This window comes from Natronospira bacteriovora, assembly GCF_030848495.1.
Classification (GTDB): domain Bacteria; phylum Pseudomonadota; class Gammaproteobacteria; order Natronospirales; family Natronospiraceae; genus Natronospira; species Natronospira bacteriovora.
In genome coordinates, this window is sequence record NZ_JAVDDT010000002.1 from 147,889 (window position 1) to 162,519 (window position 14,631).

Sequence of the window (14,631 nt, forward strand, 5' to 3'; positions counted from 1 at the left end):
CGTGTCATTGGGGATATGCATGAATCCGCGTATTGACGAAGCACGTTTTCGATTGTTGTCCGTTTACCACGATGCCGTTGCCCGGGTATCCGGGCGCCGTCTGGTGGCGAACCATCTTGATCACAACCCCTTTGCGTCACACTGTCATGTGCTGGCGATCGGCAAGGCGGCCGTGGCCATGTGCCATGGTGTGCTGGACAGTGGCATGGCCGTTCAAAGCGGGCTGGTCGTTTATCCCGACCAGCAGTGTCCGGCGGCTATCGCGCCCTCCATCGAATGTCATGCTGCCCAACATCCCTTGCCAGGCCCGGGCTCCTTCGCGGCTGGTGAACGCGCACTTGAGTTCCTGGCCGGCCTGCCGGATGCGGCTCCCTTGCTGGCCCTGCTCTCTGGTGGCGGTTCCAGCCTCATGGAGGCGCCGTGGGAGGGGGTGAGCGAACAGGATGTGGCGGCGGTTCATGACTGGCTGCTTTCTTCCGGTCTGGACATCGTTGATGTGAACCGGATTCGCCAGAGCCTGTCCCGAGTCAAGGGAGGTGGCCTGGCTCGGCACATGGGGGCGAGGCCCTGTCGCGTTCTTGCCTTGTCCGATGTGCCGCCCGGGTATCCCTCCGCCCTGGCCTCCGGCCCCTTTTTGCCTGCACTTGGCGGCGAGCTCCCCATCGTGCCGGACTGGATCTCCGTTCTGCTCGGCAAGGAGGCGCCTCCTGATACCCCCGAGATCGACCATGTGGTCGTGGCAGACTCGGGAACCCTGGCGGCGGTGGCTGCCGAGCTTGGCGGGGTATTCCACCTGCCGGTTCACGCCGGTCATGGCTGGGTGGAGGGGGATGCCGCGGACATGGGGCGTTCGCTGGCGCAGACCCTGCGTGATGCCGAGCCCGGCTTCTGGGTCTGGACCGGGGAAACCACCATCACCCTGCCCAGCGTACCGGGGCGTGGCGGTCGCTGTCAGCAGCTGGCGCTGGCTGCCGCGGAGTGTCTGGCCGGACAGGACGACTGCCTGCTGCTCGCCTGCGGCAGTGATGGCCTGGACGGGCCGGAAGGGGATGCCGGAGCCATCGTGGACGGTGAGACCCTGGAACGGGGCAGGGCAGCCGGATTGTGTGCCGAGGATGCCCTGGACTGGGCTGATGCCGGGCGCTTTTTGGCCGCCGCCGGAGACCTGGTGAATACCGGGCCGAGTGATACCAATGTCAATGACCTCATCATCGGTGTGAAACTGCCGCGCTGATCAGGCTGCCGTATAATGTTCGGCCATCCAAGACACGGTTCATGACCATGACCATTCATGATTTCCTTCCCTGTCCGACCCCAGAGGCCTGGCTCGCGGTCGCCCCGGATGATCTGGAAACCCTGTTGGTGGATCATGCCCACTGTGAGCGCAAGGCAGCTGCCACCGCCATGCGCCTGATGCATGATTACGCGGGTCTGACGGATCTGCAGGAAAAGATGTCACGCCTGGCGCGGGAAGAGCTGCGTCATTTCGAACAGGTGCTGAAAATCATCCGCCAGCGCGGCATGCGCTATCGGCGCATGGCGCCTTCGCGCTATGCGTCCGGCCTGCGGGAACAGGTCAGGAAGGAGGAGCCGGGCAAGCTGGTGGACCTGCTGGTCTGTGGCGCCTTCATCGAAGCGCGCTCCTGTGAGCGTTTCGAAGCACTGATTCCGCGGCTGGACGAGCAAGTCGGTGGCTTCTACGCTCGTCTGCTCAAGTCAGAGGCCCGGCATTTTCGTGATTATCTCAAGCTGGCCGAAGCGGCCAATGAAGGCCCGGTGGATGACAGGGTTGCCCTGTTCGCTGAACGGGAAGCAGAGCTGATCACAAGCCCGGATACCCAGTTTCGCTTTCATTCGGGGGTTCCCGCCTAGTCGATCGTTGTCGTTGTCGTTGTCGTAATCGGCATTAGTCCCTCTGGAAAAGGCCGATTACGACAACGACAACGACAACGAGAAAGGCTCAAGCCTCCAGGGGAATGCTCCGCAGGTCATAGCCCCCGGCATTCACCCGCAGGACACTGCCCTGTTCGTACCAGTCCCCCAGCACGATGCGCTGGGCCGGTTCCCCATTGACTTCAATGTCATGAATGGCCGGGCGATGGGTGTGGCCGTGAATGAAGCGGCGAACGCCGGCTGCGGCCATGCTCTTCTTCACTTCCTGCTTGTTCACATCCATGATTTCCATGGACTTTTCCTTGCCTCGGGCCGCGCTTTCCTCCCGGGCCTTCCTGGCGAAGGCGATGCGATCCTCAATGGGTTTGGAGAGAAAGTCCTGTTGCCAGGCCTCACTGCGAACCACCTGCTGAAAGGCCATGTAGTCGTGGTCGTCAATGCACAGGGAGTCGCCGTGCATCAGCAGGACCGGTTCACCGTAGAGGGTCACGGTGGTGGGGTCGGGGAGAATGCTGAAGCCGGTTTCGCGGGCGAAGCGTTCGCCGATCAGAAAATCCCGGTTGCCTCGCATGAAGTAGCCCGGCACACCGCTGTCGGTGAGCGCCTTCATGCCGGCGATCACGGCCTGGTCATGTTCGCTGGCGGCATCGTCACCGATCCAGGCTTCAAACAGGTCGCCCAGAATATATAACGCTTCCGCCTCCCGGGCTTCGCCCTGCAGAAAGTCAAGAAACAGCCGGGTGATTTCCGGGCGCGTGGTGTGCAGGTGCAGGTCGGAGATGAACAGGGTGCTCATTGTTCGTTTTCCTTTTCCATCCGGGCCTCTTCCCAGGCAATGATCCATTCCAGCGCGGCGTCCCGGTCCAGGCCGACGGCGCGCTCAACGACGATGGGCTGTTCGGGGACATCCGACGGCAGGGGCGGGCGGGCGCCGGTGGGTATCTCGGCCATGGTATCCAGCACCTCCATGCCGGCGATGACCCGCCCGAAGACGGCATAGCCCCAACGGCGGGAGCTGGGGTCGAGGCTGTCATTGTCATCCAGGTTGAAGTAGATCTGGCCCGTGCCCGAGTGCGGTTCATTGCCCCGGGCCAGAGCAACCTTGCCTCGGCGATTGCGCAGGCCATTGCCGGATTCATTGACGATGGTGGCCTCCGGGTTGCGGGGCTCCAGCGCTCTGGTGAAGCCGCCGGTCTGCGCCACGAACCCCGGAATGACCCGGTGGAAGATCAGGCCATCGTAATGCCCCTCATCGGTCAGCTCCACGATCCGTGCCGTGGTCAGGGGCGCCCGGCGATGATTGAGTTCGATCAGGATGTCACCCAGGCTGGTTTCCAGCAGGATGTGGCTGCTGCGGGTCGCGGCGTCGGCCGGCAGGGCCAGGCAGAGGGCAAGAAGCAGTGCGCAAAGCGTGCGGGGCATGGCCAGTCGTCCTGTGTCGGAGGTCGATGAGCGGGATTGGCGCATAATTCTAACAGGCCGGCTCTTTGTGGCCATGGCCGCGATCGGCTATGATGCCGCGCCATGAACGATACCGTCACCACCCGATTCGCGCCCAGCCCCACCGGCCACATTCATGTGGGCAATGCCCGCACGGCCCTGTTCAACGCCCTGCTGGCTCGAGGCCGCGGCGGGCATTTCATGCTGCGTGTCGAGGATACCGACGCGGAACGGTCGCGGGACAACTTTCTGACCTCCCTGATGGAGGATCTTCGCTGGCTCGGTCTGGACTGGTCCCTGGGGCACGATGCCGGCGGTGAGCAGGGCCCCTATCGGCAGTCGGAACGCCAGGCGATCTACGCAAGGCATTTCAAGCGTCTGGATGACGCCGGTCTGATCTATCCCTGCTTCTGCACACCGGAACAGCTCAAGCGCAGCCGGGCCGCCCAGCGGGCCGCCGGCAAGCCGCCGCGCTATGCCGGCACCTGCGCGCGGCTGGATCCGGACGAGGCGCGCAGACGCCTTGAATCCGGTGAGCCTGCTTCCTGGCGCTTCCGGGTACCCTCCGGGCGCCGTATCGAGTTCGAGGATTTCATTCGCGGACCCCAGTCTTTCCAGAGTGATGAGATCGGCGATTTCGTCATCCGCCGCACGGACGGCACGCCCGCCTTCTTCTTCAGCAATGCGCTGGATGATGCCCTGATGGGTGTCAGTCATGTGATGCGGGGGGAGGATCACCTCACCAATACGCCCCGCCAGCTCTTGCTGCTGGAAGCCCTTGATCTGCCGGCCCCCGTTTACGGTCATCTGCCGTTGATTGCCGACTCGGATGGGGGGCCCCTGTCCAAGCGGGCCGGCAGCCTCGGAATCCGGGATTTTCGTGCCGAAGGCTATCTGCCCCTGGCACTGCTCAATTACATGGCGCGCCTGGGTCATCGTTACGACGAAGAGGACCGCTTCCGCAGCCTGGAGGAACTGGCGGCGGATTTCGCCCCCGGACGCGTAGGCCGTGCCCCGGCCCGTTACGATGCCCAGCAGTTGCTGCACTGGCAGAAGGTGGCGGTGGCGCGCCTGGACGCGGACGCGGCCTGGCAGTGGATGGCCGATGCGGTCGCCGGGGCGGTTCCGCCGGGCAAGGCGCGCGCTTTCTGTGACCTGATTCGTCACAATGTGGTCTTCCCGGCAGAAGCCCGGGCGTGGGCCCGTCGCCTCTTTGATCATCCCGGTGATCTGGATGCCGACACCCGGGCGGTGGTGGAAGAAAGCGGTCGGGAGTTCTTCGAAGCGGCCCTTGATGCGCTGGAAGCGACTGGCCCGGATTATCAGGAATGGGTGGATCGCATTCGCCAGACAACCGGTGCCAGGGGAAAGAAGCTCTTCATGCCCTTGCGAATCGCCCTGACCGGCAGCCGGCGTGGTCCGGAGCTGGATGGCGTCCTCACCCTGATTGGCCAGACCGAAGCGGCCCGACGTCTGGAACGATGTATCGGACTCACCTGAGGTATCCTGTCCAGTCGTTGTCGTTGTCGTAATCGGCTTTTCTACGATTTGTTAAAATCCGACAACGATTTGAGAACCCCGGCATTGCTGTCCACTCCCCCTTACCGGCCAGAACAAGTCATGCTGAAAATCCACAACTCACTCACTCGCCAGAAAGAAGACTTTCAGCCTATCGAGCCCGGAAAGATCCGCATGTATGTCTGCGGCATTACCGTGTATGACTACTGTCATATCGGCCATGCCCGTGTGATGGTGATGTTCGATGTCATCGCTCGCTATCTGCGTCATGCCGGCTATGACCTGACCTATGTTCGCAACATCACCGACATCGACGACAAGATCATCGCCCGGGCGGTGGAGAACGGTGAGTCCGTCGACAGCCTGACCGAGCGCTTCACGGCCGCCATGCATGAAGATGAGCGGGCCCTGAATGTGCTGCCGCCGGATCATGAGCCCCGGGCCACCGGACACATGGACGACATCATTGCCATGATCCAGCGCCTGGAGGAAAAGGGCTATGCCTATGTGGCGGCCAACGGCGATGTCTATTACTCGGTGAGCCGTTTCGAGGATTACGGACGTCTTTCCGGCAAGCGCACCGAGGATCTTCGGGCCGGGTCGCGGGTAGCAGTGGAAGAGGCCAAACGGGATCCGCTGGATTTCGTGCTGTGGAAGAAGGCCAAGCCGGGCGAGCCCAGCTGGCCTAGTCCCTGGGGGGAAGGGCGGCCGGGTTGGCATATCGAGTGCTCAGCCATGTCCACCCATCACCTGGGCCGGCATTTCGACATTCATGGCGGGGGCATGGATCTCAAGTTTCCCCATCACGAGAACGAGATTGCCCAATCCTGTGCGGCCCATGATTCTCCCTATGTGAATTACTGGATTCACAACGGCTTCGTCCAGGTGGATGAAGAGAAGATGTCCAAATCCCTGGGCAACTTCTTCACCATTCGGGATGTGCTCCAGGCTTATCCCGCTGAAGTGGTGCGCATGTTCATGCTGAACAGTCACTACCGCAGTCCCCTGAATTACTCCACCGCGAACCTGGATACCGCTCGCGCTGCGCTGGAGCGTTTCTACACCACCCTGCGCGAAACCCCGCCCGCCGGTGAGCCACCCCGGGAATCCTCGTTCAGGGAGCGCTTTGCAGCGGCCATGGATGACGATTTCAACACCCCGGAAGCCGTGGCGGTCCTGTTCGACCTGGCGAGGGAGATCAATCGTCTGCGGGACCAGGGAGAACAGACATCGGCGGGAGAACATGCGGCCTTGCTGGTCGAGCTGGGCGGCGTGCTTGGCATCCTGGAGAGTGACGCGGATGCTTTCCTGAAGGGCGGCAGCGATGCCGCTGACCTGGACGCGAGCACCATCGAGTCCATGATCGAGCAGCGCAATCAGGCCCGGAAGGACCGGGACTTCGCGGAAGCCGACCGTATCCGTGATGAGCTGCAGGCCCAGGGCGTCGTGCTGGAAGATGGTCCCGACGGAACCAAGTGGAAGCGGGGATGACCGGGAAGGTGAACGGTTTCTGCTAGCGGGACTGCCATGCCGCTTCGGTGAACGGTCGAGAGAAGCCGGGTAAGGGATCGATCGGAACCCTGCTGGCGCACTTGGCTGGGCCGGCTATCGGTTCACTGGGAACGGTTCACTCGACGGAACGGCGACAAAGCGGTTCAGTCATCGTGATGCCGGGCGGCGTCGAGGGTGTTCTGCAGCAGCATGGCCCGGGTCATGGGGCCCACCCCGCCGGGCACCGGTGTGATCCAGGCGGCCCGTTCCTTTGCCACATCGAACTCCACGTCCCCCACCAGGCGGCCATCATCCATGCGGTTGATGCCCACATCCACTACCGTGGCCCCTTCCTTGATCCACTCACCCTTGACCAGGCCCGGCTTGCCCACGCCCACCACCACCAGGTCGGCATTGCGAACATGTGCCTCGGTATCCCGGGTGAAACGGTGGCAGACCGTCACCGTGGCGCCGGCCAGCAACAGCTCCAGAGCCATGGGGCGACCCACGATGTTGGAGGCGCCCACCACCACGGCATCCCGTTCCTTGAAGGGCTCGCCGATGGATTCCAGCAGGCGGATGACACCGAAGGGGGTGCAGGGCCTCAGTGCCGGAATGCGCTGGGCGAGACGACCGATGTTGTAGGGGTGAAAGCCGTCCACGTCCTTGTCCGGCCGAATGCGCTCGATGACCCGGGTGGTGTCAATGTGGCGGGGAAGGGGCAGCTGGACCAGGATGCCATCCACATCCGGGTTGGCATTGTATTCATCGATATGGTGGAGGACTTCGGCTTCCGTGGTGGAAAAGGGCAGATCCAGTACCTGGGACTCAATGCCCACCTGCTCGCAGTCATTTCGCTTGTGGCCCACATAGACCTTCGAAGCCGGGTCGTCCCCCACCAGAATCACCGCCAGCCCCGGACGGCGCAGGCCGCGCCGGATGCGCTGATCCACACCCCGCTGGATGTCTTCGCGAATGCGGGCAGCAAAGCCCTTGCCGTCGATCAGTTGTGCTGACATGGCGGATCCCGGTTCTGCGATTGGCCTGGAGCGCCGTCGGGCGCCCCCGGAGAGGGCGCAGATTGTCGCACAAAGCCGGATTGGGGGACAGTTCCCGCGATTGACGCTTACCCGCCCAGGCAGTATCATTCGCGGTCTGCCGGATCGGGCCCCCGCGGGAGGCCCGGACAGGTCGGCGCGGGGCATAGCGCAGCCTGGTAGCGCGCCTGCTTTGGGAGCAGGAAGTCGGGGGTTCAAATCCCTCTGCCCCGACCAAACATCCGGTCGGGACTCAAGGCAGGAAAACAGGGTTTGCGCCTGTAGCTCAATTGGATAGAGCAACGGCCTTCTAAGCCGTCGGTTGCAGGTTCGAGTCCTGCCGGGCGCGCCAGTCCCGGCCCGAGGGTTCGCGATGCCGCGGGCTTTCGTAAGCAGTTTCAATGGTGGGCGTAGCTCAGTTGGTAGAGCCCCGGATTGTGATTCCGGTCGTCGTGGGTTCGAGTCCCATCGTCCACCCCATTTTTATTGTGGGAGAGGCTTTCAGCCTCGATGCCAGGTAGCCACTGGCACTGGATTGTCATCCGCCGAATACGGTAGATGATGAACCGACAAGCGTTTTTTAGACGCGGGCCGCTAGCTCAACTGGTAGAGCAGCTGACTCTTAATCAGTAGGTTCGGGGTTCGAGTCCCTGGCGGCCCACCAATTACCAGCACGGCTCACCCGGTCTCGGGTGGGCCGTTTCTGTATCTGGGGGCGCGACTGGGCCAGGGACTCAAACCCCGATCATTTTTATTGGTTCGGGGTTGTGAGGGCCATCCATGGCCCTCACCCTCCGCTGTCGCTACGGGCTCCGCGCTAACGCGCTTCGCGATGGATTGTTCCTGACAATCCATTCGAGTCCCTGGCGGCCCACCAATTACCAGCACGGCTCACCCGGTCTCGGGTGGGCCGTTTCTGTATCTGGGGGCGCGACTGGGCCAGGGACTCAAACCCCGATCATTTTTATTGGTTCGGGGTTGTGAGGGCCATCCATGGCCCTCACCCTCCGCTGTCGCTACGGGCTCCGCGCTAACGCGCTTCGCGATGGATTGTTCCTGACAATCCATTCGAGTCCCTGGCGGCCCACCAATTACCAGCACGGCTCACCCGGTCTCGGGTGGGCCGTTTCTGTATCTGGGGGCGCGACTGGGCCAGGGACTCAAACCCCGATCATTTCAGCGCTGCTTTCTTGCCCAGTCGCTGAGCTGTTCGCAGCCGCGGTTGAGAGTGTCTTCGTCCTTGGCAAAGCAGAAGCGGACGAGCTGTTCGCCTCGGGGGTCGGCGAAGAAGGCGCTGCCGGGGATGCTGGCGATGCCGGCTTCTTCCAGAAGCTTCATGGCGGCGTCGCGGGCATTGTCACAGCCCAGTCGGCGGATGTCGGCGAGGACGTAATAGGCGCCTTCGGGAATGGCGGGGGTGAGGCCGGCTTCCTTGAGCACGCCGCAGAAGCGGTCGCGCTTGTCCTGGTATTCTTGTGCCAGATCCCGGTAGAAGTCGTCAGCCAGGGTGTTGATGCCATCGGCAACGGCGTACTGCAGGGGGGAGGGGGCGCAGACGTAATAGAGGTCGTTGACCAGGCCGATGGGAGCGGCCAGATCCCGGTGAGCGGCCACGGCCCCGATGCGCCAGCCGGTGATGGAGAAGGTCTTGGAGTAGCCGGTGATGGTGACCGTGCGCTCCCACATGCCCGGCAGGGTGGCGATGCTGATGTGCTTACGTCCGTCGTAGAGAAAATACTCATAGATTTCGTCGGTGATGCATAGCAGATTATGCCGCCGGCAGATATCCGCGATCGCCTCCAGTTCCTCACGCGTGAAGACCCGACCGGAGGGATTGCCGGGGGTGTTGAGCACCAGCGCACGGGCACCGCGTGCCTTTTCTTCCAGAAGACCGGCATCCAGCTTCAGTTCGGGCCCTTGTAGGGGTACCAGCTCGGTTTCGAGCTGGGCCACGCGGGCGGTGTTGAGGTGATAGCCGTAATAGGGCTCCAGCAGCAGGAGCCGGTCACCCGGATTGCAGAGCGCCATCAGGGTGGCGGCAAAGGCCCCGGTGCTGCCGATGGTGACCACGATCTCACAGTCCGGATCCGGCTTGAGACCGTTATGCCGCTCGAACTTGCCGGCCAGAGCCTTGCGCAGGCGGCCGACACCGTCGAAGCGGGTGTAGATGTTGGCGCCCCGATCCAGGGCACCCTGCACACCGGCAACCACGGGGTTGGGGGGCGGAGTGTCGCAGACCCCCTGGCCCAGGTTGACGCCCCCGAGCTCGACGCAGCGCTGGGTCATGGCGCGGATGTCCGACTGCACCAGATCGGCGACGCGATGACTGCGGATGGGTTCAAGCATGGTCAGGCTCCGGTCTTCAGGGTATGGTTTTCCGGGTGTCTGTGATTGAATTGGAGACACCCCGGCTCGGGTTGTTCATGGTGCCACGGCATCATGCTGGCATGCATCCACGAGTCGGCCACTGAAGGCGACGGGCAAGGAGCCCGGAAGGAAGTGCTTGATGACTGCCACGCGATTCGGCCTTGCTGCGGTTCCCCTGATGTTGTTGGCGGCTTGTGCCATTCCCAGGATCGAACCCGAGGGGCTGGAAGGGATCGATGACGGCTTGTTGCCCGAGCCGAACGCGAGATTGGCAATCGAGAGCCTTGGCCCCTGTTCGGATGTGCCCGATCGGCAGTTTTCAATCAATACCGGCGAGCCGGTCACCGTACTGGTGCATGGCTGCTACGGATCCGCGGGGCGGCTGCGCAGCCTTTCCCAGGTCTACGCCTTTCACGGGCAGCAGTCGGTCTGTTTCAGCTACGACGATCGGGACAGCCTTGAAGTCAGTTCCCGGCAATTGATGACGGCGCTCGAGGCCCTGGGTGAAGCCATGGATGACGATGTGGCCGTGAATGTACTCGCTCACAGCCAGGGTGGATTGGTGGCCCGGCGGGCCGTGATCGAGGATCGGCCGGATGGGCTCACCCTGTCGCGGGTTCCGAACGACCTGGTGACCGTGGCCACGCCATTCGCCGGCATACCGGCCGCCAGCGCCTGCGGATCCCGTCTGACACATGTTCTTTCGTTGGGCATTACGGTGGGGATCTGCCGCTACATCAGCGGCGACAAGTGGTGGGAGATCACGGCTGCCTCGGATTTCATTCAGCAGCCGGGCGCTCCGCTGCCGGAGCTTGAGCGCCACCTCAAGGTGGTCACCGATGAAAGGGATACCTGCCGGGTGAAGGACGACCGTGGGCGCTGCATCAGCCGGGATGGCGTGTTCGGGGTGGCAGAGCAGTATCACCCGCCGGTGGATCGCTTCCCCGTGGTCAGCAATGTGCAGGTGGAGGCCGGTCACGTGGAGATCGTTGGAGATGCCAGGCGTCCGCCGGTAAAGCTGATCGAGATCCTGCAGGTGGAAGGGCTGCTGGCTCCAACGCCGCCGGATCGTCAGGCGGCATTCGAAGCCTTGCTGGCACGTCTCTACGGGCCTTGAGCGCCTTGAGTGTTCCGGCCCTCAGCCATTGGAACGTTTTTCGCTTCGGGCGGTGCGGTTGAGCGTGTTGCGGAAGATTTCGACCACCACCCGGTCGGTATCGAACAGCACTTCCTGTTCGCTGAAGCGCAGGGTCTCCAGGCCGAATCGCCGCAGGCGAGCATCTTCGTTCTGCTGTTGTTCGCAGTTGATGCCCTCATCGTCGATGCAGATGACCAGTGCCGCTTCCGGCGAGAAGAAATCCTGCTTGTCCCTGCCCACCGCGGTGCGCTTGCGGAAGGAAACGCCCAGTTGGTGATGGCAAAGCCGTTTCCAGAGCTTCTTTTCGGCATCCTCACGGATGGCGGCGCTGGCGGGCAATCGGGTCTGGGTGGTGGTCTGGATGTTCATGTTCCCTTTCTCTCCCTTCATCAACGCATGGCTCCCCGTGCGATGTGTGATGTTGGAGCAGATTGTAGGAAGGTCCCGGTCAGGAAACTGCCATCCCAGGGCGGCAGACCGTGTAGGAAATGTCTGATCCCCCCTGCCAGCAAATGCTCACCACCCTGTCAGTCTCCTGCCAGTGGCCTGTTAGAATGGCGTTCATTACGGTGTTTGGGAGCGTTCCGGGTCATGTCAAAGCTGTTGCTCAATCTTCGCCATGTGCCAGATGACGAGGCCGAGGATGTCCGCGCGATGCTGGAAAAGGCGGACATTCCCTTCTACGAGACACCGCCCAACCGCTGGGGGATCACGGTGGGTGGCATCTGGCTGCGGGATCGCTCGGACTATCCCCGTGCCCGCTCCCTCATGGATGAGTATCAGCGCGAGCGCTTGCTGCGAGTCCGGGCGGAACGTGAGCAGCGGCGGCGGGAAGGGCGCGAGGAAACCCTCTGGCAGCGGGTGTGCCGGCAGCCCGTGAGGGTGGTGGCCAGCCTGGCGGCGGTGGCCTTCATCGTCTTTCTGATGATGCTGCCCTTTCTCTGGATTGAATGGGCTGGAAGCTCATGATCGCCAGTCAGGAGGCTCTTGGTCGCGGATTGAATTCCGGGGCGTCCAGTGGGCAGCCCGGGTAGGACGTGACGCGGCCGAACCCTTCCCCGCGCGTCCAGGCCTCGCGGGCCTCGCTGATTTCTTCCGGTTGCCGGGCAACAAAATTCCACCACATCAGAATTTCCTCCTCGAAGGGCTCACCGCCGATGAGCAGGGCGCGACTGCCCGGGGCTCCGGTAATGGTGAGGCGCTCGCGGCCGATGCCCAGATCCGCCAGTTCGCCGACCTCCGACGTGGTGGTTCCGTCCAGGTGCAGGGGGCCGTCCAGCGCCACCAGGGCATGCTCGAAGGTCGGTGCCAGCGGCAGCTCCATCTTGCCGCTGTCCCCCATTTGCAGTTCCGCGCCCACCAGGGGGCATTCCACCCGGGCGGGGGCCGTGTGAGCCAGCCACTGCCCGAGGAACAGCGTCAGGCGGCTGTCGCCCACGGCATGCTCCGGCAGCTGCGGGTGGTGCTGGAATGCCGGTTCGCCGTGGCGCCCTGATTCCGGCTGGGCCACCCACAGCTGCAGGCCGTGCAGGGTGCCGGTCTCGCCCTCCGGGCTTTCCTCGGAATGGGAAATCCCGCGGCCGGCGGTCATCAGGTTGAGCTGGCCCGGCCGGATCAGCTGTTCGTTTCCGAGGCTGTCCCGATGCAGGATGCGGCCTTCCAGCAGCCAGGTGACGGTGTGCAGGCCGATATGTGGGTGAGGTGCCACATCCAGGCCTTGTCCGGCCGAGATCGGCATGGGGCCGAAATGATCAAGAAAACACCAGGCCCCCACCATGCGCCGCTGCCGGCGGGGCATGAGCCGGTACAGATCCACGCCGGGACCCAGGGTGGCCTTGCGGCCCCGGATGGTCTCGATTGCCGTCGTGGCGTGCGGTTCATCCCGGCAGCTCAGGGCCGATCCGGGGCTGGGCAGTCGTTCACTCATTGGCGTTCCTTTCACTGCGGCGTTTCCGGCAGGAACGGTCAGCATAGCGCCCGGGCCATGCACGGTACAGTCAGGTCGGCTGGTCGGCGCGACCGGGGTTTCCCGCGCGCCGGGCGAGCCGGTATAATTGAGAATTGGCCGAAAACGCCCCGGTCAGATCAGCGAGGTCTGATCCGGTGCGCGGATTTTCCCGTTTTATGGCGTACAATCAGCCGCTTGCCGTTGAGTCCGCGTCGGCTGCCGCTCCTTGCCACGACCGGAAAGAGGCTCGCTCTGCTGGTCGCAGGGCGTGACGTTCATGCGAAAGTGGCGGAATTGGTAGACGCGCTGGGTTTAGGTCCCAGTGGGGTAATACCCCGTGAGAGTTCGAGTCTCTCCTTTCGCACCAGACAAACAGTGGGCCGGAGGATGAACCCTGTCCCGGCCCGTCATCCGGACCGGTGGGTGCGTGAGCCCGCCGGTCTTAAGTTATGAGGGAGTTTTCAATGCAGGTTTCAGTGGAGTCCACCGGCGGTCTCAAGCGCCGGATGAAGGTTCAGGTTCCGGCCGAGCGGGTCGATCAGGAAGTGGACAGCCGTCTGCGGTCCCTGGGCCGCAAGGCCAAGCTGCCCGGCTTCCGTCCCGGCAAGGTGCCGTTCAAGGTGCTGCGCCAGCAGTACGGGGATCAGGTTCGGGCCGAGGTCATCAACGAGGTGGTTCGCTCCACCTACAGTGAGGCCCTGAGCCAGGAATCCCTTCGTCCCGCCGGCGGCCCCGAGATCAGTGATCTCAAGGATGAAGCCGGCCAGGAGCTGGAATACGAGGCCATCTTCGAGGTGTATCCGGAGATCGAGCTCAACAGCATCGAAGGCGAAACCATCGAGAAGCCCGATGTGGAGATCACCGACGACGATCTCGAGGCCATGATCGAGAACCTGCGCAAGCAGCACGGCGATTTCAAGGCCGTTGATCGTGCGGCGAAGGAAGGCGACCAGGTCCGCATTGACTTTGTTGGCAAGGTGGACGGTGAGGCCTTTGAGGGCGGCACCGGTGAAGGTGTTGACGTGGAGCTGGGCGCCGGCCGCCTGCTGGAAGACTTCGAAAAGGGCCTGAAAGGCGTCAAGGCGGGCGACGAGAAGGAAATCAAGGTCAAGTTCCCCAAGGACTATGGCAACGAGGAAATCGCCGGCAAGAAGGGCGTGTTCGATGTCAAGGTTCACGAAGTCCGCGAACTGGAGCTGCCCGAGCTTGACGAGGCCTTCTGCGAGAAGTTCGGCATCACCGAGGGTGGCGTCGAGAAGCTGCGCGAGGAAGTGAAGGCCAACATGCAGCGGGAGCTGGACCAGACCCTGGACAACCACATCCGCGAAAAGGCCCTGGAGAAACTGGTCGAGAAGAACGACGTCGAGGTTCCCGAGGCCATGGTCGACGCCGAGATCGAACAGCTCAAGCAGGATACCCTGCAGCGCATGGGTGTCACCGACCCGGCCAAGGCCCCGGATCTGCCCCGCGACATGTTCGTCGAGCAGGCCACCCGCCGAGTCAAGGTCGGGCTGCTGATGGGCGAAGTGATCCGCAAGCACGAGCTCAAGCCCGGCGAGGAAGCCATCAAGGTGGTGCTGGATCGCCTCACCGCCGGTCAGGACAATGCCGAGGAGCTGGCCAAGCAGTACCGGGCCAATCCCCAGGCCATGCAGCAGATCCAGTCCATGGCCCTGGAGCAGCAGGTGGTGGACAAACTGCTGGACGAGGCCGAGCTCAAGCCCGTCAAGAAGGGCTTCCAGGACGTGATGAACTTCGGTCGCTGATACTCCTCCAAACAGGACAACAGGAAGCGCAAT

Annotated in this window: 13 protein-coding genes and 5 tRNA genes; 12 read left to right on the forward strand and 6 right to left on the reverse strand. The window is 63.1% G+C overall.

Annotated elements, in window-relative coordinates; all coding sequences use genetic code 11:
• Nucleotides 1-19: 19 nt before the first annotated feature.
• A complete protein-coding gene (locus tag RBH19_RS03465) occupies nt 20-1,234 on the forward strand; it encodes a DUF4147 domain-containing protein (protein WP_306727428.1) in 1,215 nt (404 codons plus the stop codon).
• Nucleotides 1,235-1,275: 41 nt separating this feature from the next.
• Nucleotides 1,276-1,872 carry a MiaE family protein gene (locus tag RBH19_RS03470; RefSeq protein WP_306727429.1) on the forward strand — a complete coding sequence of 199 codons (597 nt, stop codon included), beginning with the start codon at nt 1,276-1,278 and terminating at the stop codon, nt 1,870-1,872.
• An 88-nt stretch (nt 1,873-1,960) separates the two neighbouring features.
• Here RBH19_RS03470 and lpxH read toward each other — a convergent pair whose 3' ends face one another.
• Nucleotides 1,961-2,689, reverse strand: a complete 729-nt coding sequence (gene lpxH, locus RBH19_RS03475) for a UDP-2,3-diacylglucosamine diphosphatase (RefSeq protein ID WP_306727430.1) — start codon at nt 2,687-2,689, stop codon at nt 1,961-1,963.
• Nucleotides 2,686-3,315 carry a peptidylprolyl isomerase gene (locus RBH19_RS03480; RefSeq protein WP_306727431.1) on the reverse strand — a complete coding sequence of 210 codons (630 nt, stop codon included), beginning with the start codon at nt 3,313-3,315 and terminating at the stop codon, nt 2,686-2,688. The genes lpxH and RBH19_RS03480 overlap by 4 nt, the downstream gene beginning before the upstream one ends.
• Before the next feature lie 102 nt (nt 3,316-3,417).
• On the opposite strand from RBH19_RS03480, the gene gltX reads away from it, so the two are divergent.
• Both gltX and cysS read left to right on the forward strand, forming a co-directional pair.
• Complete coding sequence (gene gltX, locus RBH19_RS03485) at nt 3,418-4,833, forward strand: glutamate--tRNA ligase (RefSeq protein WP_306727432.1); 1,416 nt, start codon at nt 3,418-3,420, stop codon at nt 4,831-4,833.
• Between the two features lie 120 nt (nt 4,834-4,953).
• Nucleotides 4,954-6,342 carry a cysteine--tRNA ligase gene (cysS, locus tag RBH19_RS03490; protein WP_306727433.1) on the forward strand — a complete coding sequence of 463 codons (1,389 nt, stop codon included), beginning with the start codon at nt 4,954-4,956 and terminating at the stop codon, nt 6,340-6,342.
• Nucleotides 6,343-6,506: 164 nt separating this feature from the next.
• Here cysS and folD read toward each other — a convergent pair whose 3' ends face one another.
• Nucleotides 6,507-7,361, reverse strand: a complete 855-nt coding sequence (gene folD / locus RBH19_RS03495) for a bifunctional methylenetetrahydrofolate dehydrogenase/methenyltetrahydrofolate cyclohydrolase FolD (protein ID WP_306727434.1) — start codon at nt 7,359-7,361, stop codon at nt 6,507-6,509.
• 178 nt (nt 7,362-7,539) lie between these two features.
• Here folD and RBH19_RS03500 point away from each other — a divergent pair.
• The 4 genes from RBH19_RS03500 to RBH19_RS03515 all read left to right on the forward strand — a co-directional run bounded on the left by RBH19_RS03500 (nt 7,540) and on the right by RBH19_RS03515 (nt 8,043).
• Nucleotides 7,540-7,616 (forward strand) — tRNA-Pro (locus RBH19_RS03500).
• A 38-nt stretch (nt 7,617-7,654) separates the two neighbouring features.
• A tRNA-Arg gene (locus RBH19_RS03505) sits at nt 7,655-7,731 on the forward strand.
• Between the two features lie 52 nt (nt 7,732-7,783).
• Nucleotides 7,784-7,859 (forward strand) — tRNA-His (locus RBH19_RS03510).
• Nucleotides 7,860-7,967: 108 nt separating this feature from the next.
• A tRNA-Lys gene (locus RBH19_RS03515) sits at nt 7,968-8,043 on the forward strand.
• A gap of 512 nt (nt 8,044-8,555) precedes the next feature.
• Here the strand turns inward: RBH19_RS03515 and RBH19_RS03520 are convergent.
• Complete coding sequence (locus tag RBH19_RS03520) at nt 8,556-9,725, reverse strand: pyridoxal phosphate-dependent aminotransferase (protein ID WP_306727435.1); 1,170 nt, start codon at nt 9,723-9,725, stop codon at nt 8,556-8,558.
• A gap of 160 nt (nt 9,726-9,885) precedes the next feature.
• Between RBH19_RS03520 and RBH19_RS03525 the strand changes: the two genes are divergently transcribed.
• Nucleotides 9,886-10,863, forward strand: a complete 978-nt coding sequence (locus RBH19_RS03525) for an esterase/lipase family protein (RefSeq protein WP_306727436.1) — start codon at nt 9,886-9,888, stop codon at nt 10,861-10,863.
• Nucleotides 10,864-10,884: 21 nt separating this feature from the next.
• Here the strand turns inward: RBH19_RS03525 and RBH19_RS03530 are convergent, their stop codons facing one another.
• Entirely contained in the window at nt 10,885-11,274 is a 390-nt protein-coding gene (locus RBH19_RS03530; protein WP_306727437.1) for a DUF559 domain-containing protein, read from the reverse strand.
• A 201-nt stretch (nt 11,275-11,475) separates the two neighbouring features.
• Between RBH19_RS03530 and RBH19_RS03535 the strand changes: the two genes are divergently transcribed.
• Complete coding sequence (locus tag RBH19_RS03535) at nt 11,476-11,853, forward strand: DUF6164 family protein (RefSeq protein ID WP_306727438.1); 378 nt, start codon at nt 11,476-11,478, stop codon at nt 11,851-11,853.
• A gap of 7 nt (nt 11,854-11,860) precedes the next feature.
• On the opposite strand, the gene RBH19_RS03540 is transcribed toward RBH19_RS03535, so the two are convergent.
• Complete coding sequence (locus RBH19_RS03540; RefSeq protein WP_306727439.1) at nt 11,861-12,811, reverse strand: pirin family protein; 951 nt, start codon at nt 12,809-12,811, stop codon at nt 11,861-11,863.
• A 300-nt stretch (nt 12,812-13,111) separates the two neighbouring features.
• Here RBH19_RS03540 and RBH19_RS03545 point away from each other — a divergent pair.
• Both RBH19_RS03545 and tig read left to right on the forward strand, forming a co-directional pair.
• A tRNA-Leu gene (locus tag RBH19_RS03545) sits at nt 13,112-13,199 on the forward strand.
• Nucleotides 13,200-13,296: 97 nt separating this feature from the next.
• The gene (tig, locus tag RBH19_RS03550; protein WP_306727440.1) at nt 13,297-14,598 is read left to right on the forward strand and encodes a trigger factor; all 1,302 of its coding nucleotides are present in this window, start codon (nt 13,297-13,299) and stop codon (nt 14,596-14,598) included.
• Nucleotides 14,599-14,631 lie beyond the last annotated feature (33 nt).

Coding starts and splice junctions, on each gene's coding strand:
- RBH19_RS03470 (WP_306727429.1), top strand. CDS start 1,276: ATGACCATGACCATTCATGATTTCCTTCCCTGTCCGACCCCAGAGGCC.
- lpxH (WP_306727430.1), bottom strand. CDS start 2,689: ATGAGCACCCTGTTCATCTCCGACCTGCACCTGCACACCACGCGCCCG.
- RBH19_RS03535 (WP_306727438.1), top strand. CDS start 11,476: ATGTCAAAGCTGTTGCTCAATCTTCGCCATGTGCCAGATGACGAGGCC.
- gltX (WP_306727432.1), top strand. CDS start 3,418: ATGAACGATACCGTCACCACCCGATTCGCGCCCAGCCCCACCGGCCAC.
- cysS (WP_306727433.1), top strand. CDS start 4,954: ATGCTGAAAATCCACAACTCACTCACTCGCCAGAAAGAAGACTTTCAG.
- RBH19_RS03465 (WP_306727428.1), top strand. CDS start 20: ATGAATCCGCGTATTGACGAAGCACGTTTTCGATTGTTGTCCGTTTAC.
- RBH19_RS03520 (WP_306727435.1), bottom strand. CDS start 9,725: ATGCTTGAACCCATCCGCAGTCATCGCGTCGCCGATCTGGTGCAGTCG.
- RBH19_RS03480 (WP_306727431.1), bottom strand. CDS start 3,315: ATGCCCCGCACGCTTTGCGCACTGCTTCTTGCCCTCTGCCTGGCCCTG.
- RBH19_RS03525 (WP_306727436.1), top strand. CDS start 9,886: ATGACTGCCACGCGATTCGGCCTTGCTGCGGTTCCCCTGATGTTGTTG.
- tig (WP_306727440.1), top strand. CDS start 13,297: ATGCAGGTTTCAGTGGAGTCCACCGGCGGTCTCAAGCGCCGGATGAAG.
- RBH19_RS03530 (WP_306727437.1), bottom strand. CDS start 11,274: ATGAAGGGAGAGAAAGGGAACATGAACATCCAGACCACCACCCAGACC.
- RBH19_RS03540 (WP_306727439.1), bottom strand. CDS start 12,811: ATGAGTGAACGACTGCCCAGCCCCGGATCGGCCCTGAGCTGCCGGGAT.
- folD (WP_306727434.1), bottom strand. CDS start 7,361: ATGTCAGCACAACTGATCGACGGCAAGGGCTTTGCTGCCCGCATTCGC.